The 17,759-nt window shown below is 70.7% G+C and carries 14 protein-coding genes; 5 read left to right on the top strand and 9 right to left on the bottom strand.

Going from position 1 to position 17,759, the window contains the following annotated elements:
* Positions 1 to 95: 95 nt before the first annotated feature.
* The 3 genes from ACUZ2Y_RS27480 to ACUZ2Y_RS27470 are packed head-to-tail and all read right to left on the bottom strand — an operon-like array spanning position 96 to position 2,906.
* Positions 96 to 1,184, bottom strand: coding sequence for a cystathionine gamma-lyase (locus ACUZ2Y_RS27480; protein ID WP_476324298.1), 1,089 nt, complete (start codon positions 1,182 to 1,184; stop codon positions 96 to 98).
* Complete coding sequence (locus ACUZ2Y_RS27475; protein ID WP_476324296.1) at positions 1,181 to 2,182, bottom strand: NAD(P)H-dependent glycerol-3-phosphate dehydrogenase; 1,002 nt, start codon at positions 2,180 to 2,182, stop codon at positions 1,181 to 1,183. The genes ACUZ2Y_RS27480 and ACUZ2Y_RS27475 overlap by 4 nt, the downstream gene beginning before the upstream one ends.
* Position 2,183: 1 nt before the next feature.
* Positions 2,184 to 2,906 carry a lysophospholipid acyltransferase family protein gene (locus ACUZ2Y_RS27470; RefSeq protein WP_476324294.1) on the bottom strand — a complete coding sequence of 241 codons (723 nt, stop codon included), beginning with the start codon at positions 2,904 to 2,906 and terminating at the stop codon, positions 2,184 to 2,186.
* 104 nt (positions 2,907 to 3,010) lie between these two features.
* Between ACUZ2Y_RS27470 and cofC the strand changes: the two genes are divergently transcribed.
* From cofC to ACUZ2Y_RS27455, 3 genes are all read left to right on the top strand, one after another.
* On the top strand, positions 3,011 to 3,640 hold the full coding sequence (gene cofC, locus ACUZ2Y_RS27465; RefSeq protein ID WP_476324292.1) for a 2-phospho-L-lactate guanylyltransferase: 630 nt from the start codon (positions 3,011 to 3,013) through the stop codon (positions 3,638 to 3,640).
* A gap of 63 nt (positions 3,641 to 3,703) precedes the next feature.
* The gene (locus ACUZ2Y_RS27460) at positions 3,704 to 5,902 is read left to right on the top strand and encodes an RNA degradosome polyphosphate kinase (protein WP_476324290.1); all 2,199 of its coding nucleotides are present in this window, start codon (positions 3,704 to 3,706) and stop codon (positions 5,900 to 5,902) included.
* A gap of 4 nt (positions 5,903 to 5,906) precedes the next feature.
* Positions 5,907 to 6,779: an NUDIX hydrolase gene (locus tag ACUZ2Y_RS27455; protein WP_476324288.1), complete on the top strand. Its 873-nt coding sequence runs from the start codon at positions 5,907 to 5,909 to the stop codon at positions 6,777 to 6,779.
* 271 nt (positions 6,780 to 7,050) lie between these two features.
* Here the strand turns inward: ACUZ2Y_RS27455 and ACUZ2Y_RS27450 are convergent, their stop codons facing one another.
* The 3 genes from ACUZ2Y_RS27450 to leuC form a co-directional block, all read right to left on the bottom strand.
* Complete coding sequence (locus tag ACUZ2Y_RS27450; RefSeq protein WP_476324286.1) at positions 7,051 to 7,788, bottom strand: HU family DNA-binding protein; 738 nt, start codon at positions 7,786 to 7,788, stop codon at positions 7,051 to 7,053.
* Positions 7,789 to 8,025: 237 nt separating this feature from the next.
* Positions 8,026 to 8,628: a 3-isopropylmalate dehydratase small subunit gene (gene leuD, locus ACUZ2Y_RS27445; protein ID WP_476324284.1), complete on the bottom strand. Its 603-nt coding sequence runs from the start codon at positions 8,626 to 8,628 to the stop codon at positions 8,026 to 8,028.
* Positions 8,629 to 8,642: 14 nt separating this feature from the next.
* A complete protein-coding gene (gene leuC / locus ACUZ2Y_RS27440; protein ID WP_476324282.1) occupies positions 8,643 to 10,046 on the bottom strand; it encodes a 3-isopropylmalate dehydratase large subunit in 1,404 nt (467 codons plus the stop codon).
* 64 nt (positions 10,047 to 10,110) lie between these two features.
* On the opposite strand from leuC, the gene ACUZ2Y_RS27435 reads away from it, so the two are divergent.
* Complete coding sequence (locus tag ACUZ2Y_RS27435) at positions 10,111 to 10,812, top strand: IclR family transcriptional regulator (protein WP_176926721.1); 702 nt, start codon at positions 10,111 to 10,113, stop codon at positions 10,810 to 10,812.
* A gap of 209 nt (positions 10,813 to 11,021) precedes the next feature.
* Complete coding sequence (locus ACUZ2Y_RS27430; RefSeq protein ID WP_476324280.1) at positions 11,022 to 12,890, top strand: DUF2339 domain-containing protein; 1,869 nt, start codon at positions 11,022 to 11,024, stop codon at positions 12,888 to 12,890.
* A gap of 79 nt (positions 12,891 to 12,969) precedes the next feature.
* Here the strand turns inward: ACUZ2Y_RS27430 and ACUZ2Y_RS27425 are convergent, their stop codons facing one another.
* The 3 genes from ACUZ2Y_RS27425 to shbA all read right to left on the bottom strand — a co-directional run bounded on the left by ACUZ2Y_RS27425 (position 12,970) and on the right by shbA (position 17,739).
* The gene (locus tag ACUZ2Y_RS27425) at positions 12,970 to 16,116 is read right to left on the bottom strand and encodes a M36 family metallopeptidase (RefSeq protein ID WP_476324278.1); all 3,147 of its coding nucleotides are present in this window, start codon (positions 16,114 to 16,116) and stop codon (positions 12,970 to 12,972) included.
* Between the two features lie 103 nt (positions 16,117 to 16,219).
* A complete protein-coding gene (locus ACUZ2Y_RS27420) occupies positions 16,220 to 17,155 on the bottom strand; it encodes a hypothetical protein (protein WP_476324276.1) in 936 nt (311 codons plus the stop codon).
* Positions 17,152 to 17,739, bottom strand: coding sequence for an RNA polymerase sigma factor ShbA (shbA, locus tag ACUZ2Y_RS27415; protein WP_476324274.1), 588 nt, complete (start codon positions 17,737 to 17,739; stop codon positions 17,152 to 17,154). The genes ACUZ2Y_RS27420 and shbA overlap by 4 nt, the downstream gene beginning before the upstream one ends.
* Between the last annotated feature and the right edge of the window lie 20 nt (positions 17,740 to 17,759).

Genomic DNA, 17,759 nt, shown 5'->3' with positions numbered 1-17,759 from the left:
GCCCCTTCCGGCAAGTGAGTCGCCCCTTCCGGCAAGTGAGTCGCCCCTTCCGGCAAGTGAGTTGTGCGTTCGGGCGAGTGAGTTCGACATTCAGGTTAGGTGGAGAGGGCGGTGAGGATGTCGGTGACTAGGTCGGTGGGGTCTTCGCAGCCGCAGGAGAAGCGGAGTAGGCCGTCGGGGACGGGGTCGCCCCAGCGGGCTCGGCGGTCGGCTGTGGAGTGGAGGCCGCCGAAGCTGGTGGCTGAGGAGACCAGGGTGGTGGTGGCTACGAATGAGTCCGCTGCCACCGCCGACGCCAGTTCGAAGGTGACCACTCCGCCGAAGCGGCGCATCTGGCGGGACGCGATCTCGTGCGCCGGGTCGTGTTCGGAGCCAGGCCAGCGGATTCCGCGGATTCGCGGGTGCTCGCGCAGCGCTTCGTAGACGGCAGCGGCGTTCTCGGCTTGGCGGGCCAAGCGCAGGTCGAGGGTCCCCAGACCCCGGTGCGCCAGCCAGACCTCGAACGGGCCCGGGACGCTTCCGCTGCCGGTGCGTTCCGAGCGGAGGCGGGCCGCGAGGTCCGGGTCGGTGGTGCTGATGTGGCCGAGCACGACATCGCTGTGGCCGGAGAGGGCTTTGGTGTCGCTGGCGAAGACCACATCCGCGCCCAGGGACAGGGGGCGTTGGCCCAGTGGGGTTGCCGTGGTGTTGTCGACGGCCATGAGCGCGCCCGCCGCGTGGGCGAGGTCGGCGACGGCGGCGATGTCGCACACGTCCAACCGCGGGTTGGACGGCGTCTCGACGATCACCAACCGGGCGCCTTCGACCATATCCGCCGTCCACACCATGCCGGTCGGCAGTTCGCGGACCGTCAGGCCCAGCGCGGCCAGATTGTCGCGGACGTAGGTGCGGGTCAGGTAGTAGCCGTCCGACGGGAGCACGACGGTGTCCCCCGCGCGAAGCACTGTGCGCAGCAGTGATGTCGTGGCGGCCATGCCTGAGGCGAAGACGACGCACGTGCCGCCGTCGAGGTCGCCGATCGCCGACTCCAGTGCCTCCCAGGTCGGGTTCTCGGCGCGGCCGTAGGAATGCGCGCCGCCGAGGTGGAACTGGGAGGCGAGCACCGGCTGCGGCCCCACCGGCGCACCGGGTTCGGCCGGGGGAAGTCCCGCGTGCACGCAGCGGGTGCCGTCGCCGAGGGTCATCGTTCCGGCTTCGTCTTGCGGCCGAGCAGCTCGCCCGCCATCTCGCGCGGGTCGAAACCGTCGTGGCAGACCCGGTGGACGACCTCGGTGATCGGCATCTCGACCCCGTGCCGCTGCGCGAGTTCGCGGATCGAAGAGCAGGATTTCACGCCTTCGGCGACCTGGCCCTGCGCGGCGGCTTGGGCCTGCGCGACAGTCTCCCCCTTGCCCAGACGCGCGCCGAAGGTTCGGTTGCGCGACAGCGGTGAGGAGCAGGTGGCGACCAGGTCGCCCAACCCGGCCAGGCCGGAGAAGGTCAGCGGGTCCGCGCCGAGCGCCGCGCCGAGGCGGGCGGTCTCGGCGAGGCCGCGGGTGATCAGCGTGGCCAGGGTGTTCGCGCCGAAGCCGAGGCCGGTGGCCATGCCGCAGGACAGCGCGATGACGTTCTTGCAGGCGCCGCCGATCTCGCAGCCGATGACGTCGGTGATCGTGTACGGCCGGAAGTAGCTGTTCGTGCACAGCTCCTGCACACCGACCGCCCGGTCGTGGTCGCGACAGGCGATGACCGACGCGGTCGGCTGCTCCTGCGCGATCTCCACCGCGAGGTTCGGTCCTGACACCACCGCGACACGGTCCTCGTCGACATCGGTGATGTCGAGGATGACCTCGCTCATCCGCTTGAGCGTGCCCAGTTCCACGCCCTTGGCCAGGCTCACCAGGGTCGCGTCCGGCGGCAGCAGCGACGACCACGCGGCCAGGTTGTGCCGCAGGCTCTGGCTCGGGACGGCGAGTACTACCGTGTGCGCGCCGTCGAGCGCGACCCTCGGGTCCGAAGTGGACCTCAGGGTGTCCGGGAGCCGGACACCGGGCAGGTACTCGGCGTTCTCCCGGTGGTGCTCGATGGCCTCCGACACCGAACCCCGGCGAGCCCACAAGGTGACCTCGCGCCCGGTGTCGGCCATGACCTTGGCGAAGGCGGTGCCCCACGACCCGGCACCCAGAACGGTGATCTCGGCCATGTCAGCTCGCGGTCTCGTCGCGCTTGGCGCCGGGCCGGAAGAACTCGGCGGGCGGCTGCTCCTCGCGGATCTCGGCCAGCAAATCGCGGACTTGAGTCATCAGCAGGTCGGTGACCTCGCGAAGCATCTGGTTGGTGATGGGCTTGCCGCGGTACGCCGAGAGGTCCACGGGGTCGCCGACGACCGTGCGCACGTGCTTGCGCGGCAGCGGCCGGAACTTCTTGGTGTAGCCGTCCCAGATGTCGTTGGTGCCCCAGCGCGCGGCGGGCAGCACCGGCACGTCGTTCTCCAGGGCCAGCCGCGCCACCCCGGTGCGGGCGCGCATCGGCCAGCCCGTCGGGTCCTTGCTGATGGTGCCTTCGGGGTAGATCACCACGACCTTGCCCTCCTTGAGCGCCTCATGCGCGGCCCGCAGGCTGTCCTTGGCCTCGGAGGAGCCACGGTAGACGGGGATGCCGCCGGAGCCCTTGAGGATGCTGCCGAAGATCGGCACCTTGAACAGGCTGTCCTTGGCCATGAACCTCGGCACCCGCTTGTTGCGGTGCACGAACACGGCGTCGTTGGGCGGGTCGAGGTGCGAGACGTGGTTCATCACGAGCAGCGCGCCCCCGGTGCGCGGCAGCTTGTCGCTGCCCACGTAGGTGCGTTTGCCCAACCAGGTCATCGGGTAGAAAGCGGCGGCGGCCGCACCGACCCAGAACCCACCCTTCTCGCGCTTGCCCAACGTTCGTCCTCCTCCTGCTGCTGCCGTGGCCCGTGAGTCTCCCTGGCGACCCCGCCTCCGGTCCAGACGGGGTGCCATCGGGGGAGCCGGCAGGATCTCGGGTTGTGGTGGACCTCGTGGTCCCGGTGAAGCACCTCGACCGGGCGAAATCGCGGCTGCGCGGCGCGGTGCCGGGCGGTCCGGCGGGCCACCGCGAACTCGTGCTCGCCCTGCTCGTCGACACCCTTGCCGCCGCCGTCGCGGCCCCCGGCGTGCGCCGGGTCCTGGTCGTCTGCGAGGACGAGCGGGTGACCGAGGCGGTGGCGGCCACCGGGGCGGAGTGTGTCGACGAGCGCGGGCTGCCGGGTCTCAACGCGGCCCTCCGGTTCGGCGCGGACGTCCTGCTCGCCGACGACCCGAACACCACCGTCGGCGCGCTGCAGGCCGACCTCCCCGCGCTGCGTCCCGCCGAACTGGGAGCCGCGATCAGTCAGGCCGCGGGTGCCCGGGCGTTCGTCGCCGACCGGGAGGGCACCGGCACCACACTGCTGATCGCCGCCACGGCGACCGCACTCGTCCCGAGCTTCGGCGCGAGCTCCGCGCTCGCCCACGGCCGCACGGCGCTGATGGTGGGTGCCGGACTCGCCACGCTGCGCTGTGACGTGGACACCGCGGCAGACTTGACCGAGGCGTTGACGCTGGGTGTCGGCCCCCGTACCGGCCGGGTGGTTCGGGGCATCCGCAAGGTGTGCTGAGAATCAACCGCTCGGTTCGCCCGACAGTGGGCTTATGGCGAGTTCTTGCTGAACAATAGGGCCGTGAGCACCCAGAGCAGTCAGGCCAGCGAGAACACTGAAGAGAAGGTCATCGCCCCACCCGCCGCGGCGACCGACAACCGCGCGGCCGAGCCGCGCGCGCTGCCGTCCGCGCCGCCCGCGGTGACGCCCGCGGCGGCCGTGACCGACCTGCCCGACGACCGGTATCTCAACCGCGAACTGTCCTGGTTGGACTTCAACGCGCGGGTGCTCGCCCTGGCCGAGGACTCCTCGCAGCCGCTGCTCGAGCGGGCCAAGTTCCTGGCGATCTTCGCCTCGAACCTCGACGAGTTCTACATGGTGCGCGTCGCGGGCCTCAAGCGGCGCAACGAGACGGGTCTGTCGGTCCGCAGCGCCGACGGCCTGACCCCGCGCGAACAGCTGGCCTACATCGCCAAGCGCAACCAGGAACTCGTCGAGCAGCACTCGCGGGCGTTCGAGGAGCGGGTGCGCCCGGCGCTGGCCGAACGCGGCATCCGCATCGCCACGTGGAACGAGATCACCGACGACGAGCGCACCCGCCTGTCGGCTTATTACCGCGACCAGGTCTTCCCGGTGCTCACACCGCTGGCCGTCGACCCTGCGCACCCCTTCCCCTACATCTCCGGACTGTCGCTCAACCTCGCGGTGACGGTGCGCGACCCGGAGGGCGGCATTGAGCGCTTCGCCCGGGTCAAGGTGCCCGACAACGTGCCCCGGCTGGTGCCGATCGACCGCAGCGCCGACGAGCAGGTCGCGATCTTCCTGCCGCTGGAGGAACTGATCGCCGCGCACCGCAACACCCTGTTCGCGGGCATGGACGTCACCGGGGTGCACGCGTTCCGGGTCACCCGCAACGCCGACCTCGAGGTCGAGGAGGACCGCGACGAGGACCTGTTGCAGGCCCTGGAAAGGGAGCTGGCGCAGCGCCGCTTCGGCGCGTCGGTGCGCCTGGAGGTCGCAGGCGACATGACCGAGCACATGCTCGAACTGCTGCTGCGCGAGCTGGAGGTCCACCCCAACGACGTCGTCGTCGTTCAGGGACTGCTGGACCTGTCGTGCCTCTGGCAGCTCTACGGCGTGGACCGCAAGGAGCTCAAGGACCCGGTCGTCGTGCCCGCCACGCACCCGGCGTTCGGCGAACGCGAGACACCGAAGAGCATCTTCGCCACCCTGCGCGAGGGCGATGTGATGGTGCACCACCCGTACGACTCGTTCTCCACGAGCGTGCAGCGCTTCGTCGAGCAGGCCGCGAGCGACCCGCACGTGCTGGCCATCAAGCAGACGCTCTACCGCACCTCCGGCGACTCCCCTATCGTCGACGCCCTGATCGACGCGGCCGAGGCGGGCAAGCAGGTCGTGGCGCTGGTGGAGTTGAAGGCACGCTTCGACGAGCAGGCGAACATCAAGTGGGCGCGCGCGCTGGAGAAGGCGGGCGTGCACGTGGTGTACGGGCTGGTGGGTCTCAAGACGCACTGCAAGATCTCGCTCGTGGTGCGGCAGGAGGGGTCCACGATCCGCCGCTACTGCCACATCGGCACGGGCAACTACAACCCGAAGACGGCGCGGCTCTATGAGGACGTCGGCTTGCTCACCGCCGAACCCATCATCGGCGCGGATCTCACTGACTTGTTCAACGTGCTCACCGGATATGCCCGCCAGGACACCTACCGGGGTCTGCTCGTGGCGCCTTACGGCGTGCGGCGCGGGATCATCGAGCGGGTCGACGACGAGATCGAGCACCAGCGCGCGGGCAGGCCCGCCGGGATTCGCATCAAGGTCAACTCACTGGTGGACGAGCAGGTCATCGACTCGCTCTACCGGGCGTCGCAGGCCGGGGTGCCGGTGGAGATCGTGGTGCGTGGCATCTGCGCCCTCAAGCCGGGGATCCCGGGGCTGAGCGAGAACATCGAGGTGCGGTCGATCCTGGGGCGGTTCCTGGAGCACTCGCGGGTGTTCGTGTTCAAGGGCTGCGACGAGCACTGGATCGGCAGCGCCGACATGATGCACCGCAACCTCGACCGGCGCGTGGAGGTCCAACTGCGGGTCACCGACAAGCGGCTCACCAGGCAGTTGGACGACATGCTGGACTCGGCCATGCACCCGGCGACCCGCTGCTGGATCCTCTCCGGCAACGGCGACTGGCACCCCTCACCGGTGGGCGCGACTTCGGTGCGCGACCACCAGGCCGAGCTGCTCAAGCATCACCGAGCCTTGGGTTAGCCCGATGACGAAGCCCATTCTCGCCGCCGGTGCCGTGCTGTGGCGGCGGGCGGCGGAGGTCGAGATCGCCGTAGTGCACCGGCCGCGGTACGGAGACTGGACGCTGCCCAAGGGAAAGCTCGATGATGGCGAGTCCCTTTACGCCGCGGCGGTGCGGGAAGTCGCCGAGGAGACGGGGTTCCACTGCGCCCTGGGCCGGTCCCTGGGTCACGTGTCGTACGCGGTGAACGGCGTGCCAAAGACCGTCGACTACTTCTCGGCCCGGGTCATGGACGGGAAGTTCACCGTCAACGACGAGGTCGACAAGCTGGAATGGCTGACGCCCACGGCGGCGGCGACCCGGCTGACGTACGACCACGACCGCGCGGTGGTGGCGACTTTCTGTGAGCACGGCCCGGAAACCGCGACCCTGCTCCTGGTGCGCCACGGCCACGCCGGCCGCAAGGACAAGTGGCCGGGCCCGGACGACGAGCGACCGCTGTCGAAGACCGGTAGGGCGGAGGCGAAAGCGCTCGCGAAGCTGATTCCCCTGTTCGGCCCCGACCTGGTGCACTCGGCACCGAAAACCCGGTGCGTGCAGACGGTTCAGCGGGTCGCTGAGCGGCTGCGGGTGGACGTGCGAAGGGAACCGGCGCTGGCGGAGTCGGCGCCGCTGGACGAGGCCATGGGCCGGTTGCGAGAGATCGTCAGCGAAAGCGGGACGGCGGTCGTGTGCAGCCAGGGCGGAGTGATTCCCGACCTGGTCAGGGGCCTCGCCAAGGATTCCAGTGTGGACGTTGGAGAGGTACACAGCCGCAAGGGCAGCCTCTGGCTCCTGTCCTTCGCCGGGGAAAAAATGATAGGCGCCCTATACATAAGGCAGGCCGCCAACACTTGACTCAACAGGCCCCCCCCGCTTCGGTCGCGGTGACGTTTCGGGGGTCCCGCACGAACACGCCATCGAAGTTGGCAGTGTTCGTGCGGGACCCCCGAAACGTCACCTCAAAAACGACCGAGCCGCGCCGGCGAGCCGGCGCCATGTCACCGCGACCGAGCCGCGCCGGCGGGCCGGCGCCATGTCACAGCGACCGAGCCGCGCCGGCGGGCCGGCGCCAATAGCAGAGCCCCGCACGGGAGAAGCGTGCGGGGCTCTCGCGATGTGCCTATAACTACTTCTTGGCTGCCCGCTTCGCGGGAGTGGCCTTCGCCGTCGCCTTGGCCGCGGTGGTCTTCGCCGCGGTCGTCTTCTTGGCGGTGGTGGCCTTGGCCGCTGCCGGCTTCTTGGCCGCGGTGGTCTTCGCCGCTGCCTTCGGGGCCGCCTTGGCGGCCGTGGCCTTCGCCGCGGTCGTCTTGGCCGCGGTGGTCTTCGCCGCTGCCTTCGGGGCCGCCTTGGCGGCCGTCGTCTTCGCCGCCGTGGCCCTGGTGGTCGCGCGAGCCGTGGTGGCCTTGGGGGCCGCCGCGGGCTTCGCCGCCGCCGCGCGGGTTCGCGTGGTGGTGCTACGCGTTGCCGTGGGACGCGCCGTGGTGCCCGCCGCCGCCCGGGTGGTCCGGGTCGCCGTCGCGGTACCGCGAGCCGCGGGGGCCTTGGCCGCCGCTGCCGCCGGACGAGTGGCCGCCACCTTGGGCAGCTTCTTCGTCCCGCTCACGACCTCCTTGAACATCGTGCCCGCGCGGAACGCGGGAACGTTGGTCTTCTTCACCTTCACCGTCTCGCCGGTGCGAGGGTTGCGCGCGGTGCGGGCAGCGCGAGCGCGCTTCTCGAACACGCCGAAGCCGGTGATGTTGACCTTCTCGCCCTTGTTGACCGTACGAACGATCACGTCGACGAGACCGTCGACCGCAGCGCCTGCGGCCTTCTTGTCGCCAAGACGCTCGGACAACGCCTCGATGAGTTGGGCCTTGTTCACCCTTCAGTCCTCCGTAAGAGACCACACTGCCGTTAACGGCCCAATTTGGCCGACTTCACGCCACCGTATGCCTATAGGCGCGTAATTTCCACGCGACGCGCCCGATTTTTCCTTGCATCGTGCGATGTTCGGCCCTCTGGGGGTCGAAATCGGCGAAATCGGGTGCGTCGCTCTGAAAGTCGGCGGCTGGTTTGTGGTCCCCGGATACCCCTTGCGGGAAGGGATTCCAGGAGTGGATCAGGGGGTCGGCAGGGGTGTGGTCACTGGCTTCCACTTGGGCCTGGCCTGCTCGAACTCGGTCACGGCTGCCTCGTGGCGCAGGGTCAGGGCGATGTCGTCGAGCCCTTCGAGCAGCCGCCAGCGGGTGTAGTCGTCCACGAAGAACGGGGCGGTGAAGTCCTTTGCCCGGACGGTCTTCTCGACGAGGTCCACCGTGACCTCGGTGCCTGGCTCGGCTTCCAGGATCTTCCAGAGCAGTTCGATATCAGACTGCTCACACTGGGCGGCCACCAGGCCCTGCTTGCCCGCGTTGCCGCGGAAGATGTCGGCGAACCGCGACGAGATGACGGCCCGGAACCCGTAGTTCGACAGGGCCCAGACCGCGTGCTCGCGGGAGGATCCGGTGCCGAAGTCCGGTCCGGCGACCAGGACACTGCCCGCCTTGTAGGGCTCCTGGTTGAGGATGAACTGCTCGTCGGCACGCCAGGCGGCGAACAGGCCGTCCTCGAAACCGGTCCGGGTGACCCGCTTGAGGTAGACGGCCGGGATGATCTGGTCGGTGTCCACGTTGGACCGGCGCAGCGGCACCCCGACGCCGGTGTGGGTGGTGAACGGCTCCATGGTGTTCTCCGTCCTCAGTTCAGGTCGTCGGGGGTGGACAGGGTGCCACGCACGGCGGTGGCGGCGGCGACGAGCGGGGACACCAGGTGGGTGCGGCCGCCCTTGCCCTGCCTGCCCTCGAAGTTGCGGTTCGACGTCGACGCGCTGCGCTCGCCGGGAGCGAGCTGGTCGGGGTTCATGCCCAGGCACATCGAGCAGCCCGCCTGCCGCCACTCGGCGCCCGCGTCGAGGAAGATCTTGTCCAGGCCCTCGGATTCGGCCTGCGCGCGTACCCGCATCGAGCCGGGCACCACGAGCATGCGCACGTTCTCGGCCACGTGGTGGCCGCGGATGATGTCCGCCGCCGCCCGCAGGTCCTCGATGCGGCCGTTGGTGCAGGAGCCCAGGAATACCGTGTCGACGTGGATGTCGCGCAGCGGCGTGCCGGGCACGAGGTCCATGTACGTCAGCGCCTTCTCGGCGGCGACGCGCTCGTTCTCGTCGGCGATGTCGGCCGGGTTCGGGACGCTCGCGGTGAGCGGCAGACCCTGGCCGGGGTTGGTGCCCCACGTCACGAACGGCGCGAGCGAGTCGGCGTCGATGACGATTTCCTCGTCGAAGACGGCGTCTTCGTCGGTGCGCAGTTCGCGCCACGCGGCGACGGCGGCGTCCCAGTCCTCGCCCTGTGGCGCGTGCGGACGGTCCTTGAGGTATTCGAAAGTCGTGTCGTCGGGCGCGATCATGCCCGCGCGGGCACCCGCCTCGATGGACATGTTGCAGACCGTCATCCGGGCTTCCATCGACAGCGTCTCGATGGCGCTGCCGCGGTACTCCAGGACGTAGCCTTGGCCGCCACCGGTGCCGATCCGGGCGATCACCGCGAGGATCACGTCCTTCGCGGTGACACCGTGCCGCAGCTCACCGTTGACGGTGATCGCCATCGTCTTGAATGGACGCAGTGGCAGGGTCTGGGTGGCCATCACGTGTTCGACCTCGGACGTGCCGATGCCGAAGGCCAGCGCGCCGAACGCGCCGTGCGTGGAGGTGTGGCTGTCGCCGCACACCACGGTCATGCCGGGCTGGGTGAGGCCGAGCTGCGGGCCAACGACGTGCACGATGCCCTGCTCGACATCGCCCATCGGGTGCAGCCGCACGCCGAACTCCGCGCAGTTGCGGCGCAGCGTCTCGACCTGGGTGCGGGACACTGGATCAGCGATTGGGAGGTCGATCCCAATCGTTGGCACATTGTGGTCCTCGGTGGCGATGGTCAGATCGGGCCTGCGCACCGGCCTGCCCGCCAGCCGCAGGCCGTCGAACGCCTGCGGACTGGTCACCTCGTGAATGAGGTGCAGGTCGATGTAGAGCAGGTCAGGTTCGGCGCCGTCGCCACGGCGCACCACATGCTGGTCCCAAACCTTTTCGGCGAGCGTCTTAGCCATCGCTCATCACCATCAACTTCCCACGGACTGGACTTCCCATATAACGGGAACGTAGTATCGAGTTGTGGGACAGCATAGCGGCATCGGGGTTCTGGACAAGGCAATGGCCGTACTGCAGGCCGTTGCGAAAGAGCCCTGCGGTTTGGCGGAGCTGTGCACCAAGACCGGACTGCCCAGGGCCACGGCCCATCGCCTGGCGGTCGGCCTTGAAGTGCATCGCCTGCTGCGCAGGGGTTCTGACGGTCGGTGGCGGCCGGGGGCGGCGCTCGGCGAGCTGGCGGGCGGCGCGACCGACCCGCTGCTCGACGCGGCCACCGCGGTGTTACCGAGATTACGCGACCGGACCGGCGAGAGCGTCCAGCTCTACCGCCGCGACGGCCTGCACCGGATCTGCGTGTGCTCGGCGGAGCCGCAGAGCGGGTTGCGTGACACCGTTCCAGTTGGAACGCGGCTGCCGATGACCGCCGGGTCGGGCGCCAAGGTGCTTGCCGCGTGGGCGGATCCGGCCACGCAGCGCAGCCTCCTGGCCGACGCGGTGTACGGCGAGCGCGCCCTGCTCGAAGTCCGCAGGCGCGGGTGGGCGCAGAGCGTCGCCGAGCGGGAACCCGGTGTGGCCAGTGTTTCCGCCCCGGTCCGCGACGCCACCGGCACGGTCGTGGCCGCGGTGTCGGTCTCCGGCCCCATCGACCGGATGGGACGCAGGCCGGGCGCACGCTGGGCCGCGGACCTTCTCGCCGCCGCGGACGCCCTGCAAAACCGGCTGTAGCTACTACCTGACAAATCCGACCCCTTCGCACCCGCACCCAAGGTGACCGTGACGACAGTCGACCACGGTCACCCACCGACTGCACCATCACACGGCAGGTGACCCAACCCCTAAATTCCGGGGCGGCGGGCTAATTAGTGACGCAATCGTCATCGCGGCTGAGTAGTGCTACGGATCTCTTTGGGGCCCGGCCGGGCCATTCTCAGCGCATGCCAGCCGAGAGAACCGCACTCGCGCGTCTCGCCGAGGAGATCGACGAACTTGGGCGCCGCCTTACCCTGGTCGGCGCGGAACTGCGGACGCTGCAAACGTGGCCGACAGCACAATCGCCAACATCGCCGCAGTCACAGCCCTCGCAGCCCTCGGGCGAGCCGGTGGCCGCGACCGGTCCGGCGCCGTACGCCGCACCCGTGTGGCCGCCGGCGCCGATGGCGCCGCCCGGGTACGCCTGGCCGTCGCCGCCGATGGTTCAGCCGCCCATGCCCGCGATGGGGCAGCGGCCGCCGATGTGGCCCGCGCCCGCGCCGGTCCGCCGGGAGTCGCTCGGCGAGAAGCTGGGCAAGGAGGGCGCCGGGAGCAGGCTGCTGGCCTGGATCGGCGGCGCCGTCACGCTTCTCGGGATCGTGCTGCTGCTCGTGCTGGCGATCCAGCGCGGCTGGCTCGGACCGCTCCCCCGGGTCCTCGTCGGTGCCGGGTTCGGCCTCGCGCTGGTCGCGGTCGGCCTTCGCCTGCACCGCGATCCGGCGGGCCGCACCGGGGCCTTCGCGCTCGCGGCGACCGGCATCGCCGTGCTCTACCTGGACACCATCGCGGCCACGGCCCTCTACGAGTACCTGCCCGTCGTCGTCGGCTTGGGCATCGCCCTGGCCATCGTGGTCGGTGGTCTGCGACTGGCCACGCACTGGGACTCCGCGTTGCTCGGCACGGCAGTGGTCCTTGGCTGCGCGGTGTGCGCTCCCCTCATCACCCAGGGCTTCACGCCGACGCTCGTGATATTCCTGTTGGCCGTCCAGCTGGCGACCACCCCGGTTCAGCTGAGCAGGGAGTGGACCCCGGTGGCCTGGGGCGCCGGGATCCCGCCGCTGCTGGCGTCCGCGGTAAGCACCTTCGTGCTGGCGAAGCCCGGATCCTGGGCCAACACGGCAGCCGCGGTGGGCGCCGGGGTGATCGGCGTCGGGCTGGCCGTGCTCGCGACCCGCCGCCGCCCAGAGGACCCGGCCGCGCTGACCCTGCTGGCGCTCGCGGCCGCGCCGACGCTGATCGCCGCGCTGTTCCTGCCCAAGTCCCAGGCCGTCCTGCTGGCCGCGGGCGCCGCTGTGGTCCTGTTGGGGGTGTGTGTGGCCCTGCGTGGGGCGGCCGGACAGCTGGCGGGCATCGCCGGGCTGGCGGCGGCCTTCCAGGCGACGGTCACCCAGTTCGACGGCACCGCACGCACCGCGGTCCTTCTCGCGGAGGCGCTGCTGCTCACGCTGGTGGCCTGGCGCGTCCGCAAGGACTTCGCGCTCTACGGCGGCCTCGCGTTCGCCGTGATCGGCGGTCTGCTCGCGTGGAGCAAGGATTTCCCGCCGACGATGATCGCCGAGTTCCGCGTCTGGACGCCCGGGAGACTGGCGGGTGCGTGCCTGGTGGCCGCGCTGATCCTCGCTGTGTCGGTGGCGCTGCCGTGGACGGCGTCTCGGCTGGGCAAGCTCGGTGGCCCGGGCAAGAGCATGCCGCCGTGGCTATTCGCCGGCTTCACGGCGCTCTATGGCGCGTCGGGAGTCGTGCTCACCGCGTCCCTGCTGGCGATCCCGAGCCGGTCCGGCTTCCTCGTCGGACATGTGCTCATCACGGTGTCGTGGACAGCCGCGGCGCTGGTCTTGCTCGTGCGCGGGATCAACGTGGTGGCACTGCGGGTGATCGGCTTGGTGCTGGTGGGCGCGGCCGTGCTCAAGCTCATCCTGTTCGACCTGTCCGCGCTGGACGGCATGGCCCGGGTCGCGGTCTTCCTCTGCGCCGGGCTGATCCTGCTGGCCGCGGGCGCCCGCTACGCCCGGCAGGTGGCCGCGACCGCCCGGCCGGAGGAGAAGGTCTCTTAGCCGGACGCGGTGACCAAGGACTGGCACTTCCTTCCCGGAAGGACCGGTGGCCGCGACCGGAGTCGCGGCCACCGGTGCCCTACTGGGTGTCCGTCGCAGTCAGCGCAATCGGCACCGCGGCGCCGAGCCAGAGCTGGGTCAGGACGTAGCGGGTGCCGCTGGGCAGCGTCCCCGACTCGTCCGCCGCGGACGACGCGGCGGATCCGGTGGGCTGGCAGGCGGCGTCGTAGAAATAGAGGTCGAGGTCGTACGGCGCGGGCGAATCGCCCTTGACCTCGACGTTGTGCGCGCCGTCGCCGAAGCTCGACGGCAGTTCGGTCACCCAGCCATCAGCGCCCTGCGCCGGCGCGGCGGGCACACCGCACGCCGCCGTCAGGGCCGTCGCGGTGACGCCGGTCGGCGCCGTCCCGGTGGACGGGTTGGCCGCCACGATGGTGCCGGTGTCGCTGATCGGCTCGTCCGGCGGCAGCGGCGGGAGCGGGTCGATTCCCTTGACCTTGCCGGAGAACACCTGCACTTCGGCGGTCTGCACGACCGTCTTCGTCTCACCCTGCGCCGAATCCGTCCAGAAGCGGATGTACTGCGCCTGCACGGGCTTGTCGAGGGTGAACGTCCGGTAGTTCAGGTCCGGGGCGGTGGGCCGCGGGGCCTGGTAGCCGAACGCCGCGGACTCGGTCCGCACGGTCTTCCAGTTCACGCCGTCGGTCGAGGTCTGCAGGGTGAACCCGCGCAGCGCCTCGAAGCGCGACGTGGTGAACGCGCTGATCTGGATCGCCGAGATCGGGGCCGCCTTGGCCAGCTTGACGGTCGCCCTCCCGGTGCGCGGCGCGGATTTCCAGGTGCTGCCCGCGGTGTCGTCGAGCAGCTTCTCCGCATCCGGCGTCGTGCTGTCGACCACGGTCGCGCCCATCGCCGTCGAGGCCAGGTTCGGGCTCAGCGTGAACTTCCGCGCGGTGATCGCGCCCGCCGCGACCGCGATGTCGTCGAAGGTCTGCGTGCCGAATCCGGGAGCGGACATCGTCACCGGGTAGCGGCCCGCGGTCACCGGCGCGGAAAACGCTCCGGTGGCCGAGCTGGTGCGCAGCGGGGTCACCCTGGCCTCGAACCGACCGAGCACGATCTTCGCGCCCACCACGGGCGAACCGGTGGCGGCGTTGACGACGCTGCCGGTCAAGGTGCCGTTGTGGGCTGGGTTGAGGTGCGTGAACGACGGCACGGGATCAGTGTCCTCGCCACCGTTGGTCGCCGCGCCGACACCGAGTCCCCGCTGGGCGAAGGCGCCGAAGACAAGATCGACGACGGTGTCGTAGTCCGACCGCGAGTGGTAGCGGTTGTCCAGCGCGGTCCGCATGGCGTCCCGCATGTCCACGAAGGACGGGTCGGGCGGGGACAGCGGCATCGCGTCGGTGACGATCCGGGCGGTCATCTCCCCGCCTTGCGCCTCACCGAATCTCGCGACGAGGGACTTGCGCACGTCCCAGAGGATGGTCGTCCAGATCTCGCCGTCGGAGTGCACCTCCGGACCGCCGAGGTCGTAGCCGATGTCGCCGAAGGTCGTCGGGTTGCGGTCGTAGTCCCAGTTGCGGATGCCGCGCTCGGCGTTGCCGGTGGCGTACTCGCCGACGACGGCCTTGCTCGCCAGTCCCTTGCCGTAGAGGTAGTTCAGCGCGTACCAGTCGCCCCAGCCCTCGCCCATCGAGCCGGACTGGTGGGCGTTGAGCGAGTTGTCCTCGCCGCTGACGTACCGGTTGGACAGACCGTGGGCGTACTCGTGCTCGATGACCGAGGCGTCGAAATTGCCGTCGGTGTACGGGCCCTCGAAGGCGTCGTTGATCGGCTCCCACAGGAACATCCCGCTCCACGGCGGGATCCCGTCGGGCAGCGTGAGCATGTAGGCGTTGTCCCGGCCGGTGTAGGTCGGCGCGCCACCGGAGGCGGCGCCCGCGTGGACCAGGCCGATGATCGGGTCGCCGCCCTGCCCGCCCTTGCCGTTGTTGTTGACCTGGAAGTTGCCCGCGGACTCGGTGAAGCCGAGTTCGGCGAACTCGTCGTGGATGCGGTTGTGGTGGAAGAACAGGTTGGTGGCGGCCGGATCGAGGTCGAGCGCGTAGCTCGGCGGGACGGTCGCGCCGAAGGTGTGGGCCCAGTTCGCCGCGTAGGCGTAGTTGAACTGGGAGGTCGGGCTCACCGGGCGCGGGCCCTGGTCGGCGGGAACGAGGAAGTTGGAGTAGTTGGCGTAGGTGTTGGCGTTGTTGCCGAACGTCGTCGGGCCCGGCAGGCCTGCCAGCCCGGTCGGGTCCACCCAACCGGCGGGCGACCGCGGGTTGGGCCCGAACGGCTTGATGACCGGGTTCCCGCCGCGCGCGGCGCCGGGGTGGTTCTCGTAGACGGTGCCCTCGGACTCGTGCGCGACGAGGTTCGCGCGGTAGAGCACGGCGCCGGTCTCCGCGTCGACCATGGTGTCCCACGCGGCGTCGAGCGCCTTGACGAACAGGACCCGGTACGCGGGCCGCGCGCCGTCAGCGGTGGGGAAAGCGGCCCGCTGCACGTAGGACTCCGCCGCGAACGGGCCCTTGGCGAAGGTCTGGAAGCCGGCGCGCTCCCCCGCGCCGGCAGCGGCGAACGCGACTCCGGGGGCGAGCGAGGCGGCGACACCCTGCAGCGCCTGCGCGGGACTGAGCCGGTAGTCGCCGCGCAGATCGCCGCCGCGCGCGGTGGCTCCGGAGTAGGACAGCACCCGTCCGTCAGCGGCGACGGCCACGACGAGGTGTCCGCCTCGGGCGGCCCGCACGCCTTCGAAGGTCTGGGCGAAGGTGATCAGCCGGGTGCCGGTGCCCGCCAGCTCGTGCTCGCGCACGACGGCCATGCCGGCCACATCCGCGGCACCAAGCCCGAAAGCGGCGCGGTGGCTGTCCACGAAGGACCTCGCGATGACCGCGGCGGCGCCGGTCGCGGGCTTGGTCAGCCAGCCGCCGTCGCGCCGGATGGTGCGTGGCGTCCCGAATCTCGGGTCCCACGTCACGCGCGTGCCACTGCCCGCCTGGCCGGCCAGCCGGTTGGCGGCGGTGAGCTGGTCCCCGGTGGGGGCGACTTCGGTGGCGCGGCGTACGTCGACGCCCTCGCCTGGGGGCGCCGCCGGATCGACGGTGACCGAGTTGGCGGCTGGAACGAGCGCCACTGTGGTGGCGACGGCCAGCGCGGCCGCTAGCAGCGGACGGACACGCATGATTGCTCCTCACAGGCACGAGCAGGGATCCGATCGGACGTGAATCGGCCGGATGCCGTGGGCGCAACAGCGGAGGAGCGGAATTACGCCATTTGTCGTAACACTATCGGAAGGTCGGAATCACGCTTGGTAGCAAGGTCGGCAGCCCCGGCCTGGTCCGCACGCTGGGCGTGGTCGTCGTGACCTGCGGCGGTTTGGCTGGACCGCCCGCCGTGACCGGGACGACCGTGGTGGTCGGGAGCACCATCTGGGCGGGCCGGGTGGTGACCGTGGTGGAAGTCGTGGACGTGGGCGACGGCTCGACGGCCAGGGCGCGCAACCGGTCCATCTCGGCCCGCAGGCGCCGCTCCTGCGCGGGGTCGTGGACCTCGTCGATGAGCGCGGCCGCCCGGTCGAGGAGGTTTCGCGCGGACCGCAGGTCACGACGTTCGATGGACCCCCGCGCCTCCCCGAGGACCTGCTCGGCGGCGGCGATGGCGACCCGGTCGGGCCCGGCCGGGGCCGTGGGTGCGGACGGCCCGTCGGTCTGGTTGCCGGTGAGGGTGACGACCCCGACGCCTGCCGCGATGACAGCCGCGGCGGCGGCCAGCCAGCGCACCACCCGACCGGCGCTTCGCGGCTTCGCCGCCGGGGGCGCGCTCTTGCCCGGCCGGGCTTTTCCGGACCGTGCGGCGGGTGGATGAGAGGTCTCGTACACGACCGGGGAGTCGAGGAACGCTGTGGTCTCACCCGGCGCGGCCGGCTCGCCGGACAGCAGCGGTTCGAGCGTGCCCACGTGCGGCCGGTAAGGCGGCGACGCTTCCTCGGCCTGGTCGTTCGACACCGCGGCGGCAGGCGGCGCCATCGAGTCGTCGGAGGTGCCGGCCGCGCGCCGCGAGACCGGTCGGTCCGGGAGGGCCGCGCGCCACTCGGCGAGCAGGGCGATGGGGTCGGGGGCGTCCTTGAAGTGGTCGCCACCGTCGCCACGGCCGATGCGATCGAGCAGGTCGTCGTCCGCGGCGAGGCGGGCGAGGCCGATGGCGAGCTGGTCGTCGGTCATGCCACCACCTCGTCGGCCGGGTCCCGAGTCCACTCCCGCAGGCGCGCGAGCGCCCTGGACTGTGCCATGCGCACGGCGGCGGGCGTCATTCCCAACACCGCCCCGACCTCCTCCGCGGACAACCCGGCGGCGATTCGAAGCGTGATGATCTCACGTTGGGTGTCCGAGAGGTGGTGGAGCATCCCGGCGACCCGCTGGAACAGATCCGCCGACAACGCGTGCCGCTCCGGGCCGGGCGCCTCGTCGGCGGGCTCGGGCACCCGGTCGAACGGGTACACCGACGACGTCTTCATGGCCGCGCGGTGGGCGTCGGCGACTTTCCGGGCGGCGATGGCGTAGACGAACGCGGTGAACGGCAGCCCGCGGTCCTGGTAGCGGCGCAACGACTGGAAGACCGCGAGGCACACCTCCTGGGCCACGTCGTCAGGCGAGGCGTACCCCCGGCCAGAGGCCCCCAGCCGCGCCCAGCAGTACCGCAGGATCCCCGGCCGGATGGCGGCGAGCAGCGCGGCCTCGGCCCGCGAATCGCCGCGCACCGCCGACCGCACCACATCGCGGTCGACAGAGCCGTCCACTCCAGCCATCACCACGCCCCTCCGCCTGC

The organism is Actinokineospora sp. UV203 (genome assembly GCF_056323665.1).
Note: the sequence above shows the minus strand (reverse complement) of the source record. Positions and strands in the feature narration are given on the sequence as shown.